We start from the raw sequence: 21,166 nt of genomic DNA on the forward strand, positions 1-21,166 counted from the left end.
AGCGCTGAGCGCATGCCGCTGACCGCCGCCACCGCTGCCCGTGAGATATTGACGGGGCTGCATGAGGTGATGGCCCGGCGCGGCTCGGCGCAGGCCAAGCTCGACCGGGTGGTCGACCTGATCGCCGAAGCGATGAAGAGCGAAGTCTGCTCCATCTACCTGCTGCGCGACAGCAGCCTGGAGCTGTTCGCCACCCACGGGCTGCGCAAGGAGGCGGTGCACGTCACCAAGCTGGCCATGGGTCAGGGTCTTGTCGGCACCATCGCTGCCGAAGGCCGGATCCTCAACCTGGCCGAAGCCTCGACTCACCCGGCCTTCGCCTACCGGCCGGAGACGGGGGAAGAGAAGTTCCACAGCTTCGCCGGCGTCCCGATCGTTCGACGCGAGAACGCTATCGGCGTGCTGGCGGTGCAGCATGCCGACGCGCGGCGCTACGAAGAGGTCGAGATCGAAGCGCTGCAAACGGTGGCGATGGTGCTGTCCGAACTGATCGCCGGCGCCCGCCTGGTCGACGGTTCCAACCGGCGCCGGCAGCGCGACGGCATGGTCCGCCTGGCCGGGCTCAAGCTGGTCGCCGGGATGGCCCGGGGCACCGTTGTGTTTCACGAGCCGCGCGTGCTGGTGGAGCATACGGTCGCGGAGGACATCGAGCTCGAGCGCGCCCGCGTCTACTCCGCGTTCCGCAAGATGCGCGAACAGATCGAGCATATCACCCGCGAGGCCGAGTTCGGCACCGCGGGCGAGCATGCGGAGATCCTCGAGACCTACAAGATGTTCGCCTATGACGAGGGCTGGTCCAGGCGCATCAACGAGGCGATCGACAGCGGCCTCACCGCAGAAGCGGCGATCGAGCGGGTGCAGCAACGCACGCGCGCCCGGATGCTGGAGATCGACGATCCACTGCTGAAGGAGCGGATGCACGACCTTGAGGACCTGTCGAACCGGCTGCTGCGGATCGTTTCCGGTCGGCTGGAAACGGCCGCCAAGACCGGGCTCAACCGCGACGCGGTGCTGATCGCGCGCAACCTCGGCCCGGCCGAGCTGCTGGAGTACGACCGGCGGCGGCTGAAGGCGGTGGTGCTCGAGGAAGGTTCGCTCACCGCTCACGTCACCATTGTCGCGCGGGCGATGGGCGTGCCGGTGATCGGCCGGGTGCCCGACATCCGCCACACCGCTGCGGAAGGCGACACCATCCTCGTCGACGGCGACAGCGGCGCGCTGGTGGTCCGTCCCAGCGGTCCGGTTTCCGCCAGCTTCGATGCACGCATGGCGATGAGCCAGAAGCGCCGCGCCGAATATGTCGCCCTGCGACCCTTCCCGCCCATCACGCGCGATGGGCGGCGGTGCACCATCATGGTCAACGCCGGGCTGGCCGAGGATGCCGAGCAGCTGGAGACCGTCGGCGCGGACGGGATCGGCCTGTTCCGGACCGAGTTTCAGTTCCTGATCTCCGCCACCTTGCCCGGCCGCGACAGCCAGCTCAGGCTCTACCGCAAGGTGCTGGACGCGGCTGGCGACAAGCCCGTCGTCTTCCGCACGGTGGACATCGGCGGCGACAAGGCGCTGCCCTATCTTGCCGACGAAAAGGACGAAGCCGAGAACCCCGCCATGGGCTGGCGCGCGCTGCGCTTGTCCTTGTCACGCTCGACCCTGATGAAGGCGCAGGCGCGGGCGCTGATCGAAGCGGCGGACCGGCGGGTGTTGCGGGTCATGTTCCCGATGATCTCCGAGCCCTGGGAGTATGAGGAAGCCCGCGCCCTGTTCGAGGAGCAGGTCGAGTGGGCCCGCGCGGCCAATCGCCCGGCGCCGGCGCGGATTGAGTTCGGCGCCATGCTAGAGGTGCCGAGCCTGGCCGAGATGCTCGACCAGCTGCTGCCGCGGATCGATTTCCTGTCGATCGGGACTAACGACCTCACCCAATTCCTGTTCGCCGCCGATCGCGCCGACCCGCGCCTGGCGGAGCGCTACGACTGGCTGTCCCCGGCCATTCTGCGCTTTCTCCGCCGGGTGGCCCGCGAGGCCGCCGCCGCCAACGTGCCGGTACGGGTATGCGGCGAGATGGGCGGCCGTCCGTTGGAAGCGATGGCGCTCATCGGCCTCGGCATCAACAATTTTTCCATCACCCCCGCGGCCGTCGGCGCGATCAAGGCGATGATCCGCTCGCTCGATGCCGACGCGGTCGGCGCCAGGATGGAGCAGCTGCTGGCCGCGCCGCCACGCAACATGCGCAAGGCGCTGGCCGACTGGGCCAAGCGGCAGGGCGTCGTGCTGGGATAGTCGGCGTACCGGGGCGGAATGACCGGCCCGCGCGGCTGACAGCCGTTGACAGTGCTCGCTTCCGCTTCGACAAGGCGCCAACACCGGCTTGGGGCAGGGAAAGCATGGTTGAAGCGGACGGCGGGACTGGGGCTAGGGTCGGCGAACGACTGAGGGCCGCGCGTGAGCAGCAAGGCGCAAGCCTGGAGGACGTCGCCGCCCGCACCCGCATACCCACGCGGCATCTGGAAAGCCTGGAGGCGAGCGACTGGAGCCGCCTGCCCGCCACCACCTACTCCGTCGGCTTCGCCAAGAGCTACGCCAGCGCAGTTGGCCTCGACCGCAACGAGATCGGCGAGGCGCTCCGGGCCGAGATGGCCGGCTACAGCACCAAGCCGGCAGCCTCCGAAGTGTTCGAGCCGGCTGATCCGGCGCGGGTTATGCCGCGCTGGCTGGTGATCGTTGCCGTGATCGGGGTGATCGCGGTGGTCGCCGGCCTGCTGTGGGCGCGCCAGCGGGAGCTGACCGGACCCGACGATCCCCCCGCGGCGGCGGCAAGCCAAGCGGCGGCGACCGGACCGGCGCCAGCCGCCGCTCCGGCAAGCAGCCCCAGCGGCCCGGTGGTCATCACCGCCAACGAACCTGCCTGGCTCCAGGTCTACCAGCAGGACGGCACCTCCCTCTTCCAAGGGGAACTGGCCGCCGGGCAGAGCTATCAGCTTCCCGCCGACGCGACCGCTCCCCTGCTCAAGACCGGCAAGCCTGAGGCGTTGCGCATCTCGGTTGGGACCGCCGACGCGCCCTCCGTTGGCTCAGGCACCACTGTGCGCGACGTCAGCCTGCTCCCCGCCGACCTGATGCGTGGCGGCGCGGCAACGCCGCCCGCTCCACCGCCCGCTGCAGCGCCTTAGTTCATCGCGGCGCAATGGAGCAGGGCTGACCAAAGCCAGCGACCTTCTACAGGACCGATCGAGACCCCCATGCGCCTTCTTGTTACTACCGCTCTCGCCATCACTCTCGCCGCTCCGGCAGCGGCGCAGCAGCAACAGCAGCTGCGTCCGGTCGACCGCATCTACCGCCTGGAGCAGCAGGTGGCGGCCGGGCAGGCAGTCGCGGCGATCCAGGCCAACCGTATAACCAATCTTGAGAACCAGCTCACCGAAGTCCTGCGCGCCAATGGGGAGATCAGCCAGCGCCTTGCCGCGGCGGAAGCGCAGCTGAACGACGTCCGGTCGGAGCAGGACCGTCGCAACCGGGCGCAGGAAGCGGGCACGCCCGCGCCGGTCCGGCCGACGATCCCCGTCAGCGGACCGCCCGCGATCAGCGGAGCGCCCAGCCTGCCGCCCGCAAGCGGCAATTTCGAGGCGGACGGAGAGGCGGCGTACGACGTTGGCTACCAGCTGTGGCAGCAGAAGAAGTACGACCAGGCGGTCACCGCACTGCGCGCCATGGCGTCCGCCTTCCCAAACCACCGCCGGGTGAGCTGGGCCAACAACCTGGTCGGCCGTGCGCTGCTGGACAGCGGTCAGCCACGGGCCGCCGCGGAGGCGCTGCTCGCCAACTATCGCGGCAACCCCAAGGGCGAACGCGCGCCCGACAGCCTGTTCTATCTCGGCCAGTCGCTGGTCGCGCTCAAGCAGACGAGCCAGGCCTGCAAGGCCTATGCCGAGCTGGAGGAGGTCTATGGCGACAACATGCGCGGCGAGCTGAAGACGCTCCTGCCAGGCGCGAAGAGTCGGGCTGGTTGCCGGTAAACCAGAACGCGATCGACCCGGCCCTCGTCACCCGCTTCAACCGGGACCTGAGCGCACTCGACCCGGACTGCAAGCGGCTTGGAGTGGCGGTCTCGGGCGGTCCGGACAGCATGGCCTTGCTGCTCCTTGCTTCCACCGCTCGCCCGGGCGACGTCGAAGCCGCCACCGTGGACCACAGACTGCGGCTCGAAAGCGCGGCAGAGGCAAGGATGGTGCGCGAACTCTGCGCGGAACTCGCGGTCAGGCACGAGACGTTAGAGGTCGAAGTTCCTTCCGCGGGCAACCTTCAGGCAGCCGCCCGCGCCGTCCGCTACGAGGCGCTAGGCGACTGGATGCGCATTCGCGGGCTGGCCGCGATCGCTACCGCTCACCACCTCGACGATCAGGCCGAGACCCTGCTGATGCGGCTCAATCGCGGCTCGGGCGTGTCCGGCTTGGCAGGCGTACGGGCCAGCGGCCTGCTGCCGACCGAAGACGGCGGCCGCCTGATCCGTCCGCTGCTGGCCTGGCGTCGAATTGAGTTGCAGGCGATCTGCGCCGCAGCCGGCATCCGCCCGGTCGAGGACTCCAGCAACCGGGATCCGCGCTTCGACCGGGTGCGGCTTCGCCAGGCGCTGAAGAGCAGCGACATGCTGGACCCTGAGGCCGTTGCCCGCAGTGCGGCTCACTTGGCCGAGGCGGAAGAGGCGCTGGAGTGGGCCACCCATCAGGAGTGGCTTAAGCGGGTCCGTTATACGGCCGACCGGGTCCGCTACCGGCCGGCGCGAGACACGCCGCGCGAGATCCGCCGCCGCGTCTTGGTCGACGCTCTGCTGTTCCTTGATGACAGCATTGCAGACGACCCGCCGCGCGGGCGCGAGGTCGTGCACCTCTTATCGGTGCTGGAGGGTGGCGGCACGGCTACCCTGCGAGGCGCCGTTTGCCGCGGGGGGAGCGAGTGGCAGTTCGAGCGCGCACCGCCCCGCCGCTGATCAGCTCATCGCTTCAAGCTGGGTGAAGCGCACGGACATGATGTCGCGAGTCGTGGCGTTGCCCCCGTCATCCTTGTCGACCACACTCAGTTGCTGCACTTCCTTGTTTCCAAGCGGCATGACCAGCCGCCCGCCGGGCGTCAGCTGCTCAACCAGCGCCGGCGGCGGCTCGGGCGCGGCGGCGGTGACGAGGATGCGGTCGAACGGCGCATGTTCGGGCCAGCCGCGCGTGCCGTCCCCGACCCGCACATCCACCGCGTGGCCGAGCGCTGCAAAACGCACTCCGGCAGCCTCGGCGAATTCTTCCACAATCTCCACGCTGAACACCCGCAAGCCCATCTCGGCCATGACCGCCGCCTGGTAGCCGAGCCCGGTCCCGACCTCAAGCACGCTCATTCCCGGCTCCGGTTCGAGCAGGTGGATCATCAGCGCGCCGATGAACGGCTGCGACAGCGTCTTGTCGAACCCAATCGGCAAGGGCGTATCCTGGTAAGCCAGCGCCGCCAGCGGCTCGGGCACGAACAGGTGGCGCGGCACGTCGGCTACTGCCCGCCGCACCCCGGAATCGAGCGCATCCCGGCCGATCTCCTCCTCGGCGAGGTCGAAGTGCATGTCGATGATTTCGACCATGTGCCGGCGGAGGATCGCCAGGTGCTGCTCGGTCATCGGCTTCATGGAACGGCCTCCTGCCACCCGAACGGGTCGGATACGGCGGGCGTTCCCGCAGGAGAGCAGGCCGGGTTAGTTGGCGCCGAGCACGGTGGTGAACGGGCGACGGATCATGGTCGCGAACCCATCGTAGATTGTCCGCGCCGCTTCCGCGATTCCCCGGGGCCGGTCGCTCCCGCCCCGGGCGAAAAACGCCACTGCCAGCCGTCGCCCGTCAGGCAGGGTGATGTAGCCCACGTCGCTGGTATAGTTGTTGAGCGTGCCCGTCTTGTGCGCCACTGGCGTCCACGGCGACAGCAGGCCGCGGATGCGGTTCTTGCCGGTGGCGCAGCGGGCCATGGTGCCCAGCAGATATTGGCGGCTGGCCGGCGACAGCAGCTTGCCGCGATCAAGCTGCTTCAGCATCGCCACCATCGCCATCGGCGTGGAGGAATCGCGCACGTCCCACAGGTCGCGCGGATCGGCGAGCAGGCGGGCGATGGTGCGGTCGATGCGAATGTTGCTGAGCTTGTGGAAGTTGATCCACGTCTGCACCGCCGAGGGACCGCCCAGGTCGCGGATCAAGGCGTCCGTCGCGGGATTGCTGCTGCGGATCAGCATGGCCTCGATCAGCTGCCGGGCCGAGCTGCTGCCGATGCGGTCGTTGAGCGAGCGTCGGCCATGGTCGACCTGCGCGAGATAGGCGGCGGCGACCGCCACCTTGACCGTGCTGGCCATGGGAAAGGCGCGGTAGCCGTTGACGTTAACCGTCTCCCCGGTGTCGAGATCCAGTGCCGCCACCCCGTAGTCGCCGGACTTGCTCGCCAGCAGCGTGGCCAGCTGCTGTTCGAGAGGCTGCAGGCTCGTGGAAGTCGCGGCCCAGGCGGGCTGGGCCACCAGCGCCGACAACCAGCAGAACAAGGCAAGAAGGCGCAATCTCGTCTCCCGCGTGAGAAGTGCAACCGACAGCTTATCGCCCAGCGGAAGCTAACGGTTCCTTAAGGATCCAAGCTGCCCCATGCCGGAACATGGGCGCCCGTGCATCTTCTCCGCAAGTCAGCTGTCGCTGCGATTAACCGCTCTGCCGCGCCGGGCCAACTCGATTAGCGTCGCACCATTAAACGGCGCTGCTGGCCGACGGTTCGCGAGACGTCCAGCGTGCTGGCAAGAAGCTTACACCAGACTGCGGCCGCGGCGTGCGTGGCGCGCAGCCGGCGGATCAGCGCCGCTATCGTCCGACGCGCGCGTCTTTGCGCAAGAACCGAGTGCCCGACTTGCCGCACGTGGACCAGCGGACGATGGCCAGGAAGGCACCCAGCCGCGCGATCGTGACCTCGATCTGCTCCCCGATGCGCAGCTCGGCATCGACTTTGCAGCCGTCCAAGGACAAATCCAGCACCCGCGTGCTCAGCAGTTCGCCTGATGCGCGAACGATCCGCGCGTCGAGCTGCACTGCGTGTCTCAACCGTCGCTCCGATAATGATGACTGTCTCATGGTTCTGCTCCCCAGCGTCGTATAGCCGACATTTACCGCGCGTTTATTGGAACTAGCTTGCCAGATAGGGTAAACCGCGAGGTAAGGATGAAGCGCCTAAACGGCGGCTGGGCACGCCTAGCTGTTCCATTGTTATTCACCGGTCCGCCCTTATCTTGCGAGAGCAACTCGAGCACACGGACGCCCGCATGAACGACAAGGACAAGAAGCCCGGCAATCCCTGGACCAAGAGCCTGATGATTTGGGCGGCGGTGCTGTTTGGGCTGGTGCTGTTCGCCCAGATGATCGACGGCGGCAGCCGCGCGGCGGCAGGCGAGTCGATCGCCTACTCCGATTTCGTTCGGCAGGTCGATGAAGGCAACGTTCGCCAGGTCACCACCGCGACCGGAGCGACCGGTACCCAGGTGATCAGCGGCAAGCTCGCCAATGGGAATGCCTTTCGTACCACGGCCCCCAGCGACGCTCAGGTGACCGAGCGGCTGATCCAGCGGGGCGTGCAGGTCCAGGCCAGGGAAGCCGAGCAGACCAGCTTCTGGTGGATCCTGCTGGTTCAGTCGCTGCCCTTCATCCTGATCCTGGGCGTCAGCTTCTTCATCATGCGGCAAATGCAGAAGAACGCCGGTGGCGGCGCCATGGGCTTCGGCAAAAGCCGCGCCAAGATGCTGACGGAGAAGCACGGCCGCGTGACCTTCGCGGACGTGGCCGGCATCGACGAGGCCCGTGAGGAGCTCCACGAGATCGTCGAGTTCCTCAAGGATCCCGGCAAGTTCGCGCGGCTGGGCGGCAAGATCCCCAAGGGCGCGCTGCTGGTCGGCTCGCCCGGCACCGGCAAGACCCTGCTCGCCCGCGCCATCGCGGGTGAGGCGGGCGTGCCCTTCTTCACCATCTCGGGCTCCGACTTCGTCGAGATGTTCGTCGGCGTCGGCGCCAGCCGCGTCCGCGACATGTTCGAGCAGGCCAAGAAGTCGGCGCCATGCATCGTCTTCATCGACGAGATCGACGCAGTCGGCCGGCACCGCGGCGCGGGCCTCGGCAACGGCAACGACGAGCGCGAGCAGACGCTAAATCAGCTGCTGGTCGAGATGGACGGGTTCGAAGCCAATGAAGGCATCATAATCATCGCGGCCACCAACCGGCCGGACGTGCTGGACCCTGCGCTGCTGCGCCCGGGCCGCTTCGACCGCCAGGTGGTCGTGCCCCGTCCCGACATCGACGGGCGCGAGCAGATCCTGGGCGTGCACATGAAGAAGGTGCCCCTCGCACCTGATGTCGACCCGCGCGTCATCGCCCGGGGCACGCCTGGTTTCTCGGGCGCGGACCTCGCCAACCTCGTCAACGAGGCGGCGCTGCTGGCGGCGCGCAAGGGCAAGCGGCTGGTCGCCATGCAGGAGTTCGAAGAAGCCAAGGACAAGGTTATGATGGGCACCGAGCGCAAGTCCATGGTCATGACCGAGGACGAGAAGCGCATGACCGCCTATCATGAGGCCGGCCATGCGATCGTCGCCCTGCACGAGGCGGCGTCCGACCCGATCCACAAGGCCACCATCATCCCGCGCGGCCGCGCACTGGGCATGGTGATGCGACTGCCGGAGCGCGACAACTACAGCTATCACCGTGACAAGATGTACGCCAACCTGGCCGTGGCCATGGGCGGGCGCGTCGCCGAAGAGGTGGTGTTCGGCTACGACAAGGTCAGCTCCGGCGCGTCCTCCGACATCCAGTACGCCACCGGCCTCGCCCGCGACATGGTGACCCGCTGGGGCATGTCCGACACGCTCGGCCCTCTGCAATATGCGGAAGCGGACGAGGAGGTGTTCCTCGGCTACTCGATGAATCGGCAGCGGCAGATGTCCAACGAGACGGCGCAGCTGATCGACAAGGAGATCCGCCGCCTCGTCGACAGCGGCTACGAGCGGGCGACCACCCTGCTCAACGACCACCGCGACGAGCTGGAGACGCTGGCCAAGGCGCTGCTCGAATATGAGACGCTGTCGGGTGACGAGATCAAGGCGGTGCTGGAAGGCGGAAGCATCGACCGCGGTGCCAGCCACAAGCCGGTGATTCCGACGGCGGGCTCGTCCATTCCCAAGAGCCGGCGTCCCTCGACGGGACTGGGCGGCGCGGCTCCCGCCGGCATTTAGGCTTTCGTTAAACCTCCATTCATTGCAAACTCCCCTTCTTCGCGCGCTCGTGACGAAGGGGAGGTTGTTTTGCGTTTGATGACACTTGCCGCTGCTGGCCTGTTGCTGGTTCCCGCCGCCGCGTCGGCCCAGTCGATGAACGCCGAGACGTTCCATCGCCGGGCCACTGCTCTTCAGAAAAAAGGGGCGATGGCGATCTTCTCGCGCGGCGAGATCAAAACGTTGATGGGCGAAGGCAGGGCTGCCGGTGAGCGTGCGCGAGCACAGCGGCTGGTGGCCGTGAAGGCGGGTGGCAAGCCCCGCTACTGCCCGCCGCCGGGACCGGGGAACATGAACTCCGATGAATTCATGAAGCGGTTGAGCGCCATTCCCCAGAGCGAGCGCGCACGGATCGATATGGGCGAAGCGACGAACCGAATCCTCGCGATCAAGTACCCCTGCAAGGCTTAGGGTCCAGACCCTAGTCGAAAATCCCGAGGCCGAGCAGGATCAACAGGAAGAAAGTCGTGGTCACCGCCGTGATCAGGACCAGCGCGGCCGTCCGCCACAGCGCTCCCACCCGGCTGAGCTGGTAGGCGCCCTTGAGCTGCCGATACCAATGCACAGGCACGATCAGCCACAGCAGCCCGGCAGCGTTGCTTAGCTCCGCCTTCATCAGCACCGCTCCGATGATAGCCAGCAGAGTCATGAAGCACAGCGAATAGGTGACGAACACCGTATGGTCGTACATCCGGTACCGGCGGCTGAACGGGAACAACAGCCACATGAAGGGCACGCTCAGCGGGATCAGCATCCAGCTGAATTTGTAGGCATTGGTCTTCAGCTTGTAGAATAGCAGGTCCGGGTTCTTGGCGACCTTCTCGATCGGTCCCTTGAGCCAGGGCGCGATCGTCGCCTGTTCATCCGCCGGGTTGATCTCCAGCACGCCCCGGTCGCGGAAGGCCTCCGTGACTTGTAGGTCGTCGCGGGCACCGCGAAGCTTGCGATCGATCTCCGCGGTTGGAAGCTCTCGGGACATGGCCGTCGCGCGCTCGGCCTCGAGCCGGGCGATCAGCGCCCGCTGCTCCTGAGCCGAATTGGCGATCCCTTCTCGGATGTTGTCGCCCGACGCGGTGCTCAGCATGCCCGTCAGGCTCAGCACCGCGAACATCAGGAACACGCAGAACAGGAACAAGGCGATCGGCGAGACGAAGGTCGCGCGCTGCCCCTCGATGTAACGCCGTGTCAACTCGCCCGGGCGCCACGCCAGCAGCGGCAGGGTGCGCCAGATCTTGCCCTCGAAATGGAAGACGCCGTGCAGCAGGTCATGGCCGAACGCATGCAACGAACGATGCACATGCCCGCGCTGCCCGCAGCTGTGGCAATAATCGCCGACCAGCGGCGTTTCGCAGTTGAGGCAGTTGCGCTCGGTCGTGTGCCCGTCCCGAGCGACCTCGCCGGCCGGCGGCTCGACCGCCCGCCCGACCACCCCGCCCGTTACGGCATCCGCCAGCGGCTCCACACCGTTCATCCGCATGCACCCCTGCACGATACATGACAGAGCCGGACCGTGGCTGCTAGACCCCCGCCCGTGCGGCGCATCGGCCTTCTTGGGGGAAGCTTCAACCCGGCGCACCGCGGGCATCGGCGGATGAGCCTGGCGGCCATGGCGGCGCTCGGGCTGGACGAGGTCTGGTGGCTGGTCAGTCCCGGCAACCCGCTCAAGCCCGCGGCCGATATGGCGCCCTTCCCCGCCCGGTTCGCCTCAGCGCGGCAGCAGGCACGGCGTGCCCCAATCCGGGTCAGCGATTTCGAGGCGCGGACCGGCACCCGCTACACGGCCGACACCCTGTCGTTGCTGCTTGCCCGTTATCCACGCCACCGCTTCATCTGGCTGATGGGTGAGGACACGCTGCCGCAGTTCCATCGCTGGAAACATTGGCGCGGGCTGGCGCGATTGCTGCCGATTGCCGTTCTGTCGCGTCCCGGTTATGGTGACGAGGTCCGCGCGGCGCACGCGATGGGCTGGCTGCGGCGCTTCGTCCGTCCTCGCAGCCAGGCACTGAACTGGACGCGTTGGAGTGCACCGGCGATCACGTTTCCGAGGCTTCCGCCCGACCGGACCTCCGCCACCGCCCTGCGTGCGCTCGATCCCGACTGGCACCTTCGCGACCCTGGCCGCCCACCGGCACACTCGCTTGGCACCGGCCTCACCAGCAACAGGAGACCTCTTGGCCGACGACATCCCTGACGCGGCACCCGCCGTTGAAGACCTTCACCGCTCCGTCCTCCAGTCGCTGGACGACGACCAGGCAGTGGAAGTCGTCACCATCCCGCTGGCCGGTAAGTCCAGCATCGCCGATCACATGGTGATCGCGTCCGGCCGCTCGACCCGCCAGGTCGCCAGCATGGCCACCAAGCTCGCCGACAAGCTTAAGCGGGACCATGGCAAGATCGTCCGGGTCGAAGGCCTGCCGACCGCAGACTGGGTGCTGATCGACGCCGACGACGTCATCGTTCACCTGTTCCGGCCCGAGGTGCGGACCTTCTACAATCTCGAGCGGATGTGGGCGTTCGGCGATGAGGCGCCGCGGCAGGCGGCGGGCGGAACCGCTGCGCCCTAGGTGCTCCTCCACATCGTCGCCCGCGGCAAGATCGGCCGCTCAGCCGAAGCTGAGCTGGTCGAGCGATACCTCAAGCGCATCACTTGGCCAACGAAGCTGACTGAGCTGCCCGAGCGGGGCGGCGCCCTCCCCGCCCTGCTACCGAATAGCGTCACTGTTGCGCTGGACGAACGGGGTGAAGCGCTCGGCTCGACCGATTTCGCCCGCCTGCTCGAAGCCTGGCGCGACCGCGGCAAGCGCGAATGCCGCTTCCTGATCGGCGCGGCGGACGGCCATGGCGATGAGGGCCGTGCGTCCGCCGACCGCCTGCTGAGCTTTGGCCCCGCCACCTGGCCGCACCTGCTGATCCGCGCGATGCTCGCCGAGCAGCTGTTCCGCGCTACCGCCATCCTTGCCAACCACCCCTATCATCGTGAAGGTTGAGCGGGTGCGAAGCCGCCACTTTGTTCCCTTGCTGCTGGCCGTCCCGGTCCTACTCTCAGCGGCCGATCCGGTGACCGCCGCACGGGCCGAGGCGAAGGCGGCGCAGCGGGAAGTCGCCCGGCTGGAGACGGCAGCGCGGAGTGCCGGGAGCGAGGCCGCCCGGCTCCGCGCGGAACAGGCCGCGGCAGCCCAGGCGATCGTCGCGGCCGAGGCGGACCTGGCAGCGGCCGAAGCGGAGGCGCACGCCGTGGCAATGGTACTGCAGCGCCGCGCCGCCGAGCTGGCCGAGCGCCAGCGCCCCGCCGCCTTCCTCCTCGCCGGCCTGGCGCACCTCGGCCGCCACCCGCCGCTCCTGACGCTCGCCGACGGCAGCTCGCCGCGCGAGTTCGTCACCGCCCGCGCATTGCTCGACGCCAGCTTGCCCGTGATCCGCGCCCGCACCGCAGCACTCCGCGGCCAACTGGCGGAGGACCGCCGCCTCGCTGCCGAAGCCGGAGCGCTCCGAACCCGGTTGGCCGAGGGCCGCGATCGGTTGCGCGCTCGTCAGGACCGGTTCGCCCAGCTGGAAGCACAGGCCAACGCCCGCTTCGCCCGGCTCGGCGGCGACGCGCTGGAGGCTGGCGACGTGGCCCTGGCGCGGACCGCCGAGGCCGAACAACTCGCCGATCGTGCCGCCTCGGCCCGCAGCTCCGCCCGGCTGGCCGCCGAATTGCAGCGCTGGCCCGAAGCGCCGCCCCGGCCGATCGCCCCCGACACGCGCCCGCCGGACCCGCCGCTCCGCTGGCGGCTCCCGGTCGCCGGGCCGGTGCGCACCGGCCTGCTCGAAGTCTCCCCGGCCGGCGTCCGCTCGCGCGGGCTGACCTTCGCCAGCCGTCGCGGCGCGCCGGTCCTTGCTCCCGCCGAGGGCCGGGTCGCCTTCGCCGGGCCGTTCCGCCGCCATGACGGGATCGTCATCATCGACCATGGCCGGGGCTGGATGACCCTGCTGACCGAGGTCCGCACCGACCTGGCGGTGGGCGCCCGGGTGAAGAGCGGAGCTCCGCTCGGCCGGGCGCTGGGTCCGGTCGCCGCGGAGCTGACCCGCAACGGCACGCCGCAGCCCGCCGCCCTCATCGCGGGTTCATCTGCCTTGCTGTCCAACGGCAGAGACACCAGCTAGACTGCCGGCCCCTTCAAGGACTCGCGAACGCCCATGATCCGCAAGCTGCTTCCCCCGCTCGCCCTGGTCGGCGCCCTCGCGCTGGTGCCGGTCGCCACCAGTTCGCTCGCTGCCGCCGACGTCGACACCTACAAGGAGCTGGAGAACTTCATGGGCGTGTTCGAGCGCGTCCGCTCCTCCTACGTCGAGCCGGTCGACGACCACACGCTGATCAAGGGCGCGATCGACGGCATGCTTGCCGCGCTCGATCCGCACAGCGGCTACATGGAAGGCGCCGACTTCCAGCAGCTCAAGACCACCACCGACGGCAACTACGGCGGCCTCGGCCTGTCGGTCACCATGGAGGACGGCACCGTCAAGGTGATCACCCCGACCGAGGACACGCCTGCCTTCCGCGCCGGCCTGAAGTCGGGCGACTACATCACCCACATCGACGGCGAGCTGCTTTACGGCCTTGAGCTCGATCAGGCGGTCGAGAAGATGCGCGGCGCGCCCGGCAGCCGCATCAACCTGACGCTGGTCCGCCCGGGCCGCGACAAGCCGTTCGACGTTTCTCTTACCCGCGAGCGCATCGTGCTGCGCCCGGTCAAGTGGGAGATCCAGGACGGGGTCGGCATCGTCAACATCAACAGCTTCTCGGGCAACGTCGGCCAGCAGACCGAAGCCGCGCTGACCGCCATCGACAAGGCAACCGGCGGCAAGCCGCTCGGCTACGTCATCGACCTGCGCTCCAACCCCGGCGGGCTGCTCGACCAGGCGATCCAGGTTTCGGACGCTTTCCTCGAGCGGGGCGAGATCGTCTCCGAACGCGGCCGTGCGCGCCAGGACATCGAGCGCTTCTATGCCAAGCCCGGCGACCTTGCTGGCGGCCGGCCGGTGGTCGTGCTGGTGGACGCGGGCTCCGCCTCCGCTGCCGAGATCGTCGCCGGCGCACTGCAGGACCAGCGCCGCGCGATCGTGATGGGCGAGAAGAGCTTCGGCAAGGGCTCGGTTCAGAGCGTGATCCAGCTCGACGCGAACAGCGCGCTGCGCCTCACCACCGCGCGCTACTTCACCCCGTCCGGCCGCTCGGTGCAGGCGGGCGGGATCGACCCCGACATCTACGTGCCGCAGCTCAGCGACCCCGACTACAAGAGCCGCAAGGTGGTGCGTGAGGCCGACCTCCGCCGCCACCTGCTCAGCCAAAACAAGGTCGACGACAAGCTGCTGGAGCAGGCCGACGAGAAGGATCCGCGCTTCGCGATGACTGCCGCCGAGCTGGAAAAGAAGGGCATCAAGGACTTCCAGCTCCATTATGCGCTGCAGACCTTGAAGCGGCTTGGGGGTGGCGCGACCCGCACTGCGGCCGCGCCCGCGCCCAAGCGGTCGTAGAACCCAGGTGGACGCGCGCCCGGGCAGCATCGGCATCAGCCCCGCCGACGCCCGCCTGCGCCGCGCCCAATGGCTGGCGATCCTGGTGCCCGGTGCGTTGCTCGCCGGTGCGCTCGGCTCGCAACATCTCGGCGGCCTGTACCCGTGCGAGATGTGCTTCTGGCAGCGCTATCCGCAGTGGGCGGCGCTGGCGCTTGGCGGGCTCTCTTTCTTCGCCCGGCGCGCCCGGCGGCCGCTGGTGCTGCTCGCGGCCGCCGCGATCGCGATCTCCGGCGCGATCGGCGTGTTCCATGCGGGAGTCGAGCTCGGCTGGTGGGAGGGGCTGACCCACTGCAGCGCGACGGGGGCAGCCACCCTCGAGGACATTCTCGCGACACCGCTGATCCGCTGCGACCAGGTTCAGTTCTCCTTTCTCGGCCTGTCTCTGGCCGGCTGGAACGCGCTTATCTCCTTGTCTGCCGCAGGAGCCATCGCATGGCTGACGCTGCGCCGCCGCTAAGCGCCCGTCCGGCCGGCTGGCGCCCCGGCGACCGCCGCGTGGATCGCGCGGCCATGCTGCGCGTCGACCAGGCCGGCGAATATGGCGCGACCCGCATCTACGCCGGGCAGCTCGCCGTGCTGCGCGGCAGCTCGTCCGCCGCCCACCTCGTCACCCACATGCTGAGCCAGGAAGAGGGGCACCTCGCCCGCTTCAACCAGCTGATGGCCGAGCGCCGGGTCCGCCCGACTCTGCTCGCGCCCTTGTGGCACGTCGGCGGCTTCGCGCTGGGCGCGGTCACCGCCCTCATTTCGGAAGAAGCCGCCATGGCCTGCACCGACGCGGTCGAGACGGAGATCGACCTCCACTATGAGGAGCAGCTGCGGCAACTGGGCGACGACGATCCGGAGCTCGCCGCCGATATCCGCCAGTTCCAGGCGGAGGAGCTGGAGCATCGCGACACCGCGCGGGAGGCCGGGGCGCTGAACGCGCCCGCCTACCCGCTGCTGACCACCGCCATCCGCGGCATCTGCCGCGTCGCCATTGGGCTCAGCAAGAAGTTCTAGGAAACGCTCGGCGGCTTCGCCCGTTGACCTGCCAAGGAAGGACGAACCGTCATGCTCAAAGCCACTCTCGTTGCGGGGCTCGCCGGGTCCGCCTTGCTGCTCGCAGCCGCTCCGCTCGCGGCGCAGCAGACCGCGGCCCCTGTTACCGGCGGCAGCGGCGACCGCATCGCCGAGATCATCGTCTACGGCACCGACCCCTGCCCGCGCTCGACCGACGATGAGGTGGTGGTCTGCGCCCGCAAGCCGGAGGCCGAGCGCTACCGCATTCCCGAGCGGCTGCGCAGCGGCGGCGCCATCCAGTCGCGCCAGGCCTGGGCCGCCCGCGCCCGCACCTTCGAGGTGATGACGCCGACCGGCCGCGTGTCCAGCTGCGACGCCGTCGGCCCCTCCGGCCAGCTCGGCTGCCTGGACCGCGCCATCGAGCAGGCCCGCGCCGAGCAGCGCGAAGCCGAGCAGGGCGCTACGCCCTCACCGTAGAGCGCGGAGAGTCCCGATATGCCCACCACCCTTGCGCCTGCAGTGCTCAGCCGTGAGCTCCGCAAGGAAACCTCACCCGACCTCACAAGACGCCGCTGGGCGATCGGCTTGAGTTTCGCGGGCAGCGCCATTGGGATGATCGTCGCCGCCTATCAGACGGGGTTGTTGAAGCGCCTGCCGGACATTCTCCCGGGCCGTGTCTTCGACGCGGAAAAGGTCGACGCCTCAGATTATGCCTACAGGCGGCTGCAGGCTCCCGATGGCACGTTGATGGCGGTGACCTACGGCGTGACCGCGGCACTGGCCGCCGCCGGCGGCAAGGACCGCGCCCTCGACAACCCCGCGCTACCGCTCGCCGCGGCCGGTAAGGCGCTCTACGATCTCGTAACCTGCGTCCGCCTCGCCCGGGAAGAGTGGCAGGAGAACCAGGCCCTGTGCAGCTGGTGCCAGGTCGCCACGGGGATCACGGCCTTGACCGCTGCGCTGACGCTTCCGGAAGCGGGAAGGGCCGGGCTCAGCATGTGGGCCCGGACCAAAGACGCCACAACGCAACGGTAAGCACGACAATCCCAGCTATCGTGCCGCTACGTTGCCCGCGGCAGCTCTTCAGCATGGATGTCAAGGAGTCGCCCGGCTTGACCGGCGCGGCACCAAGCCCTTCTAGAGGACTCTAAGCTGGCAAATGAAAATATAATATAATGGGAATCTTGGTCCGCAACTAATCTTTATGGTTAGCGTCCGCCCCAAGCGCCTTTATGCCCGCTGGCCGCCGAACTTGCGCTGCGTTTTCCCAAACCGCGTCTTCCTCGTCCCCGGCTTGCCCTCCGTCGAGTGCCCCACCCGCGGCGCCGCGCGCTGGTGGTCGGGGATGCCGAGTTCGTCTTCTTCCAGCTTGCGGATCTCGTCCCGAAGGCGACCCGCTTCCTCGAACTCGAGGTCGGCGGCGGCCTTGCGCATGCGTTCCTCCAGGCTGCCGATGTATGCGCGCAGGTTGTGCCCCACGAGGTGCGGCGTGTCGGGATCGCCGGTGTCGACCACCACGCCGTCGCGGGTCGAGACGTGCGCGATGATGTCGCTGATCTGCCGCTTGATGGTCTCGGGCGTGATGCCGTGCAGGCGGTTGTATTCCTCCTGCTTCTCGCGCCGGCGATCCGTCTCGTTGAGCGCGCGCTCCATGGAGCCGGTGACGCTGTCGGCATAAAGGATCACTCGGCCCTCGACGTTGCGCGCAGCCCGGCCGATGGTCTGGATCAGCGAGGTCTCCGAGCGCAGAAAGCCTTCCTTGTCCGCGTCGAGGATCGCCACCAGCCCGCATTCGGGAATGTCCAGCCCCTCGCGCAGCAGGTTGATGCCGACTAGCACGTCGTACACGCCTAGGCGCAGGTCGCGGATCAGCTCGATCCGCTCCAGCGTCTCCACGTCCGAATGCATGTAGCGGACCTTCATGCCCGCCTCGTGCAGATACTCGGTAAGGTCCTCCGCCATCCGCTTGGTGAGCGTGGTCACCAGCGTGCGGTAGCCCTTCTTGGCCGTAAGCTTGGCCTCGTGCACCAGATCGTCGACCTGGTCCTCCACCGGCTTGATCTCGACCGGCGGGTCGATCAGCCCGGTCGGGCGGATCACCTGTTCGCTGAACACGCCGCCGGTCTCGTTGATCTCCCATGGGCCGGGCGTTGCCGACACGAAGGTGGTCTGCGGGCGCATCGCGTCCCATTCGTTGAAGCGCAGCGGGCGATTGTCGATGCAGCTCGGCAGGCGGAAGCCATATTCGGCGAGCGTGATCTTCCGCCGGTGGTCGCCGCGCGCCATGGCGCCGATCTGCGGCACCGTCTGGTGGCTTTCGTCCACGAACAGCAGGGCATTATCCGGAAGATACTCGAACAAGGTCGGCGGCGGGTCGCCCGGTAGCCGGCCGGTGAGGAAGCGCGAGTAGTTCTCGATCCCGTTGCACGAGCCGGTGGCGGCGATCATCTCCAGGTCGAAGTTGGTCCGCTGCTCCAGCCTCTGCGCCTCCAGCAAGCGACCTTCGGCGTTCAGCTCCTTCAGCCGCTCCTCAAGCTCATGCTTGATCGCCCCCATCGCCTGCTTGAGCGTCGGCCCGGGGGTTACATAGTGGCTGTTCGCATAGACCTTGATGCTGCTCAGCGACGCAATCTTCTTGCCGGTCAGCGGATCGAACTCGACGATCTCCTCGATCTCGTCGCCGAAGAAGCTGACCCGCCAAGCGGTGTCCTCATAGTGTGACGGGAAGATCTCCAGGCTGTCCCCACGCACCCGGAAGTTGCCGCGCGCGAAGGCCTGGTCGTTGCGCTTGTACTGCAGCGCGACCAGCTTGCGGATCACCTCGCGCTGGTCCTCGCTACCGCCTTTCTTGAGGCTGAAGACCATCGCCGAATAAGTCTCGACCGAGCCGATGCCGTACAGGCAGGAGACGGAGGCGACGATGATCACATCGTCCCGCTCCAGCAGCGAGCGGGTGGCCGAGTGACGCATCCGATCGATCGCCTCGTTCACCGACGATTCCTTTTCGACATAGGTGTCGGTGCGCGGAACGTAGGCTTCGGGCTGGTAATAGTCGTAGTAGCTGACGAAATACTCGACCGCGTTCTCGGGAAAGAAGCTCTTGAACTCGCCGTAAAGCTGCGCCGCCAGGATCTTGTTGGGCGCGAGGATCAGCGCCGGCCGTTGCAGCGTGTCGATCACCTTGGCCATGGTGAAGGTCTTGCCCGAGCCGGTCACGCCCAGCAGCACCTGGCTCTTCTCGCCGTCGAGCGCAGCCTCCGTCAGCTCCTTGATCGCGGTCGGCTGGTCGCCGGCCGGCTCATACTCCGAGCGCAGCACGAACGGCCGCCCGCCTTCCGCCTTTTCCGGCCGCGCCGGGCGATGCGGAACGAACGCCTCGTCCGTTTCCGGCTCGGCGAGGCTGGTCCTGATCTGAATGCCCATCACGCCTATATGGTCCGCTGGGATGAACGGAACAACCGAAGAACGCTGCTGGCTGTGCACCCGCCCGCTGGGCCGCCGCGTCGAGCAGCATCATCCTGTGCCCAAGAGCCGTGGCGGGCGAACGACGGTGCCGGTGCATCCGATCTGCCACCGAACGCTCCACGCCCGCTTCTCCAATGCGGAACTGGGCAAGATCGGCGACGATCCCGCGGCCCTGGCGGCAGACGCGGAGGTCGGCCGCTTCCTGGGCTGGGTCGCCCGCAAACCGCCAGACTTCCACGCGCCGACCCGTCGCAAGCGCTAGGCCTTGTCATGCGCCGGCGCGGGCCAGTCCGGCTCCTCCTGGCCGCGGGTCTTCCATAGCGAGTAGCCGATCCCCGCCGCGATCAGGGCAAAGGTCACCCCCAGGCTCAGCACCGGCGGGAACTTGTCGCCGCCGAGCAGAAAGTCCGACACGAAAATCTTAAGGCCGATGAACACCAGCACCACGGCCAGCGCGTACTTGAGGTAGTGGAAGCGATGCACCATCGCCGCCAGCGCGAAGTAAAGCGCGCGCAGGCCCAGGATCGCCATGATGTTCGAGGTGTAGACGATGAACGTGTCGGTGGTGATGGCGAAGATCGCCGGCACCGAGTCCACCGCGAACACCAGGTCGGCGAGGTTGATCACCACCAGCGCCAGGAACAGCGGCGTCGCGGCGATCACCAGCCGGCCGGTCTTCTCGTCGGGCACGCGCACGAAGAAGTGCTGGGCGTGCAGTTCCTTGGTCACCCGCATGCGGCGGCCGATCCAGCGCACGACGGGGTTGCCTTCGATGTCCATCGGCTTGTCGCCGGCGAACAGCATCTTCACGCCGGTGAACACCAGGAACGCCGCGAAAATGTACAGCACCCAATAAGCCTGGCTGACCAGCGCCGCACCGCCCGCGATCATCAGCCCGCGCAGCAGGATCACCGCGATGATGCCCCACAGCAGCGCCCGGTACTGGTACTTCGCGGGGATGGCGAAGTAGGTGAATATGAGGCTGATCACGAAGACGTTGTCGATCGACAGCGCCTTTTCGATGAAGAAGCCGGTATAGTATTGCATGCCGAGCTCGGCGCCGCGCTGGGCCCAGACCCACGCCCCGAACAGCAGCGCCACCCCGATGTAAAAGGCGCTGAGCTTCAGGCTTTCGCCGATGCCCATTTCCCGGTCCTCCTTGTGGAGAATGCCGAGATCGAAGGCGGTCAGCGCGACTACTAGGCCGAGAAAGGCCAGCCAGAACCAGGCCGGGGTGCCCAGCCAGTCGGTGAATAGAAATTCCATGGTTCAACCCTGTTCGCGGTCAGGTCGCGCCGACAGAGCCGGACCTCAGGCTACAAGCATGCAGCCGTTCACCTGAGACACCGGCGCCTGCTGGAAAGCGACATGGTCAGGCCAGCGCGCCCTTGCGCAGGAAGCGGCCGGTCAAGTCCTTGACCCGCAGCTTGAGCTTGTTGAGCTGGGTCACCCGTAGCGGGTCGGGCCGACCGCGGCGTTGTTCGTCGCGCAAGGCACGGTCGATGCGCTGGTGAACCTCGATTAAGCGATAAAGTCGCGGATGCATGTGCCGTCTCCTCTTCGATGCTTGCGATCGATCGGAGGATCCGAGTGCTTGGAGGCGGGAAGTCGCGCCGGGCCATCACATCGGATCATCCGATGCGGTCCGACATCACACACTCGTCGCCTAACGGCTTCGGCGTGCCAGAGGGGCCCGGTCCGCAAGCAAAGAAGTAAGCGGATTGTCCCCCAAGGGCAAGAGCGCTGATCCGCGACGGCAGCGCCGAAATGGCTGAGCGTACCGATTGCTCGCTTTGAAGCGCTGCAACCGAAACGAAAGAAACTGCCGCATGGTCA

General features: G+C 67.8%; 23 protein-coding genes. 16 read left to right on the forward strand and 7 right to left on the reverse strand.

The genetic code is table 11. The features are described from left to right. Positions 1-12 precede the first annotated feature (12 nt). The 4 genes from ptsP to tilS all read left to right on the forward strand — a co-directional run bounded on the left by ptsP (position 13) and on the right by tilS (position 4,981). On the forward strand, positions 13-2,277 hold the full coding sequence (gene ptsP / locus QZX62_RS01640; RefSeq protein ID WP_294171659.1) for a phosphoenolpyruvate--protein phosphotransferase: 2,265 nt from the start codon (positions 13-15) through the stop codon (positions 2,275-2,277). Between the two features lie 104 nt (positions 2,278-2,381). Beyond that, entirely contained in the window at positions 2,382-3,167 is a 786-nt protein-coding gene (locus tag QZX62_RS01645; protein WP_294171660.1) for a helix-turn-helix domain-containing protein, read from the forward strand. Positions 3,168-3,236: 69 nt separating this feature from the next. After that, positions 3,237-4,010 carry a tetratricopeptide repeat protein gene (locus QZX62_RS01650; RefSeq protein WP_294171661.1) on the forward strand — a complete coding sequence of 258 codons (774 nt, stop codon included), beginning with the start codon at positions 3,237-3,239 and terminating at the stop codon, positions 4,008-4,010. After that, complete coding sequence (tilS, locus tag QZX62_RS01655) at positions 4,001-4,981, forward strand: tRNA lysidine(34) synthetase TilS (protein ID WP_294171662.1); 981 nt, start codon at positions 4,001-4,003, stop codon at positions 4,979-4,981. Before QZX62_RS01650 ends, tilS begins: the two co-directional genes overlap by 10 nt. Here tilS and QZX62_RS01660 read toward each other — a convergent pair whose 3' ends face one another. From QZX62_RS01660 to QZX62_RS01670, 3 genes are all read right to left on the reverse strand, one after another. Further along, the gene (locus QZX62_RS01660) at positions 4,982-5,656 is read right to left on the reverse strand and encodes a protein-L-isoaspartate(D-aspartate) O-methyltransferase (RefSeq protein WP_294171663.1); all 675 of its coding nucleotides are present in this window, start codon (positions 5,654-5,656) and stop codon (positions 4,982-4,984) included. A gap of 66 nt (positions 5,657-5,722) precedes the next feature. Then, positions 5,723-6,565 carry a serine hydrolase gene (locus QZX62_RS01665; protein WP_294171664.1) on the reverse strand — a complete coding sequence of 281 codons (843 nt, stop codon included), beginning with the start codon at positions 6,563-6,565 and terminating at the stop codon, positions 5,723-5,725. Between the two features lie 292 nt (positions 6,566-6,857). Continuing rightward, the gene (locus QZX62_RS01670) at positions 6,858-7,094 is read right to left on the reverse strand and encodes a PilZ domain-containing protein (RefSeq protein ID WP_294171665.1); all 237 of its coding nucleotides are present in this window, start codon (positions 7,092-7,094) and stop codon (positions 6,858-6,860) included. A gap of 218 nt (positions 7,095-7,312) precedes the next feature. On the opposite strand from QZX62_RS01670, the gene ftsH reads away from it, so the two are divergent. Beyond that, complete coding sequence (gene ftsH, locus QZX62_RS01675; RefSeq protein ID WP_294171686.1) at positions 7,313-9,265, forward strand: ATP-dependent zinc metalloprotease FtsH; 1,953 nt, start codon at positions 7,313-7,315, stop codon at positions 9,263-9,265. A gap of 102 nt (positions 9,266-9,367) precedes the next feature. Beyond that, positions 9,368-9,715, forward strand: coding sequence for a hypothetical protein (locus tag QZX62_RS01680; RefSeq protein ID WP_294171666.1), 348 nt, complete (start codon positions 9,368-9,370; stop codon positions 9,713-9,715). Between the two features lie 10 nt (positions 9,716-9,725). Here the strand turns inward: QZX62_RS01680 and QZX62_RS01685 are convergent, their stop codons facing one another. Further along, positions 9,726-10,775 carry a DUF3667 domain-containing protein gene (locus tag QZX62_RS01685; protein ID WP_294171667.1) on the reverse strand — a complete coding sequence of 350 codons (1,050 nt, stop codon included), beginning with the start codon at positions 10,773-10,775 and terminating at the stop codon, positions 9,726-9,728. 60 nt (positions 10,776-10,835) lie between these two features. Between QZX62_RS01685 and QZX62_RS01690 the strand changes: the two genes are divergently transcribed. From QZX62_RS01690 to QZX62_RS01730, 9 genes are all read left to right on the forward strand, one after another. Further along, a complete protein-coding gene (locus tag QZX62_RS01690; protein ID WP_294171687.1) occupies positions 10,836-11,495 on the forward strand; it encodes a nicotinate-nucleotide adenylyltransferase in 660 nt (219 codons plus the stop codon). Next, the gene (gene rsfS, locus QZX62_RS01695) at positions 11,488-11,868 is read left to right on the forward strand and encodes a ribosome silencing factor (protein WP_294171688.1); all 381 of its coding nucleotides are present in this window, start codon (positions 11,488-11,490) and stop codon (positions 11,866-11,868) included. Before QZX62_RS01690 ends, rsfS begins: the two co-directional genes overlap by 8 nt. Further along, positions 11,869-12,291, forward strand: a complete 423-nt coding sequence (locus QZX62_RS01700; protein ID WP_294171668.1) for a 23S rRNA (pseudouridine(1915)-N(3))-methyltransferase RlmH — start codon at positions 11,869-11,871, stop codon at positions 12,289-12,291. A 70-nt stretch (positions 12,292-12,361) separates the two neighbouring features. Continuing rightward, positions 12,362-13,450 (forward strand): peptidoglycan DD-metalloendopeptidase family protein, encoded by a 1,089-nt coding sequence (locus QZX62_RS01705; RefSeq protein WP_294171669.1) that lies wholly within the window; start codon positions 12,362-12,364, stop codon positions 13,448-13,450. A gap of 33 nt (positions 13,451-13,483) precedes the next feature. Then, entirely contained in the window at positions 13,484-14,821 is a 1,338-nt protein-coding gene (locus tag QZX62_RS01710; protein WP_294171670.1) for a S41 family peptidase, read from the forward strand. Positions 14,822-14,828: 7 nt separating this feature from the next. Then, positions 14,829-15,320 (forward strand): disulfide bond formation protein B, encoded by a 492-nt coding sequence (locus QZX62_RS01715; protein WP_294171671.1) that lies wholly within the window; start codon positions 14,829-14,831, stop codon positions 15,318-15,320. Between the two features lie 53 nt (positions 15,321-15,373). Continuing rightward, positions 15,374-15,865 (forward strand): demethoxyubiquinone hydroxylase family protein, encoded by a 492-nt coding sequence (locus tag QZX62_RS01720; RefSeq protein ID WP_294171689.1) that lies wholly within the window; start codon positions 15,374-15,376, stop codon positions 15,863-15,865. A gap of 51 nt (positions 15,866-15,916) precedes the next feature. Then, entirely contained in the window at positions 15,917-16,342 is a 426-nt protein-coding gene (locus QZX62_RS01725; RefSeq protein ID WP_294171672.1) for a hypothetical protein, read from the forward strand. A gap of 18 nt (positions 16,343-16,360) precedes the next feature. After that, positions 16,361-16,900 (forward strand): vitamin K epoxide reductase family protein, encoded by a 540-nt coding sequence (locus QZX62_RS01730; RefSeq protein WP_294171673.1) that lies wholly within the window; start codon positions 16,361-16,363, stop codon positions 16,898-16,900. Positions 16,901-17,095: 195 nt separating this feature from the next. Here the strand turns inward: QZX62_RS01730 and uvrB are convergent, their stop codons facing one another. Continuing rightward, complete coding sequence (gene uvrB, locus QZX62_RS01735) at positions 17,096-19,288, reverse strand: excinuclease ABC subunit UvrB (RefSeq protein WP_294171675.1); 2,193 nt, start codon at positions 19,286-19,288, stop codon at positions 17,096-17,098. Positions 19,289-19,310: 22 nt separating this feature from the next. Here uvrB and QZX62_RS01740 point away from each other — a divergent pair, with 22 nt between their 5' ends. Further along, complete coding sequence (locus tag QZX62_RS01740; RefSeq protein WP_294171677.1) at positions 19,311-19,592, forward strand: HNH endonuclease; 282 nt, start codon at positions 19,311-19,313, stop codon at positions 19,590-19,592. On the opposite strand, the gene QZX62_RS01745 is transcribed toward QZX62_RS01740, so the two are convergent. Beyond that, positions 19,589-20,596: a TerC family protein gene (locus QZX62_RS01745; protein ID WP_294171678.1), complete on the reverse strand. Its 1,008-nt coding sequence runs from the start codon at positions 20,594-20,596 to the stop codon at positions 19,589-19,591. The two genes, QZX62_RS01740 and QZX62_RS01745, sit on opposite strands and share 4 nt — an antisense overlap. A gap of 106 nt (positions 20,597-20,702) precedes the next feature. Continuing rightward, positions 20,703-20,876: a DUF465 domain-containing protein gene (locus QZX62_RS01750; RefSeq protein ID WP_294171679.1), complete on the reverse strand. Its 174-nt coding sequence runs from the start codon at positions 20,874-20,876 to the stop codon at positions 20,703-20,705. Positions 20,877-21,166 lie beyond the last annotated feature (290 nt).

The sequence above is a fragment of the uncultured Sphingomonas sp. genome, assembly GCF_902806265.1.
GTDB lineage: Bacteria > Pseudomonadota > Alphaproteobacteria > Sphingomonadales > Sphingomonadaceae > Sphingomicrobium.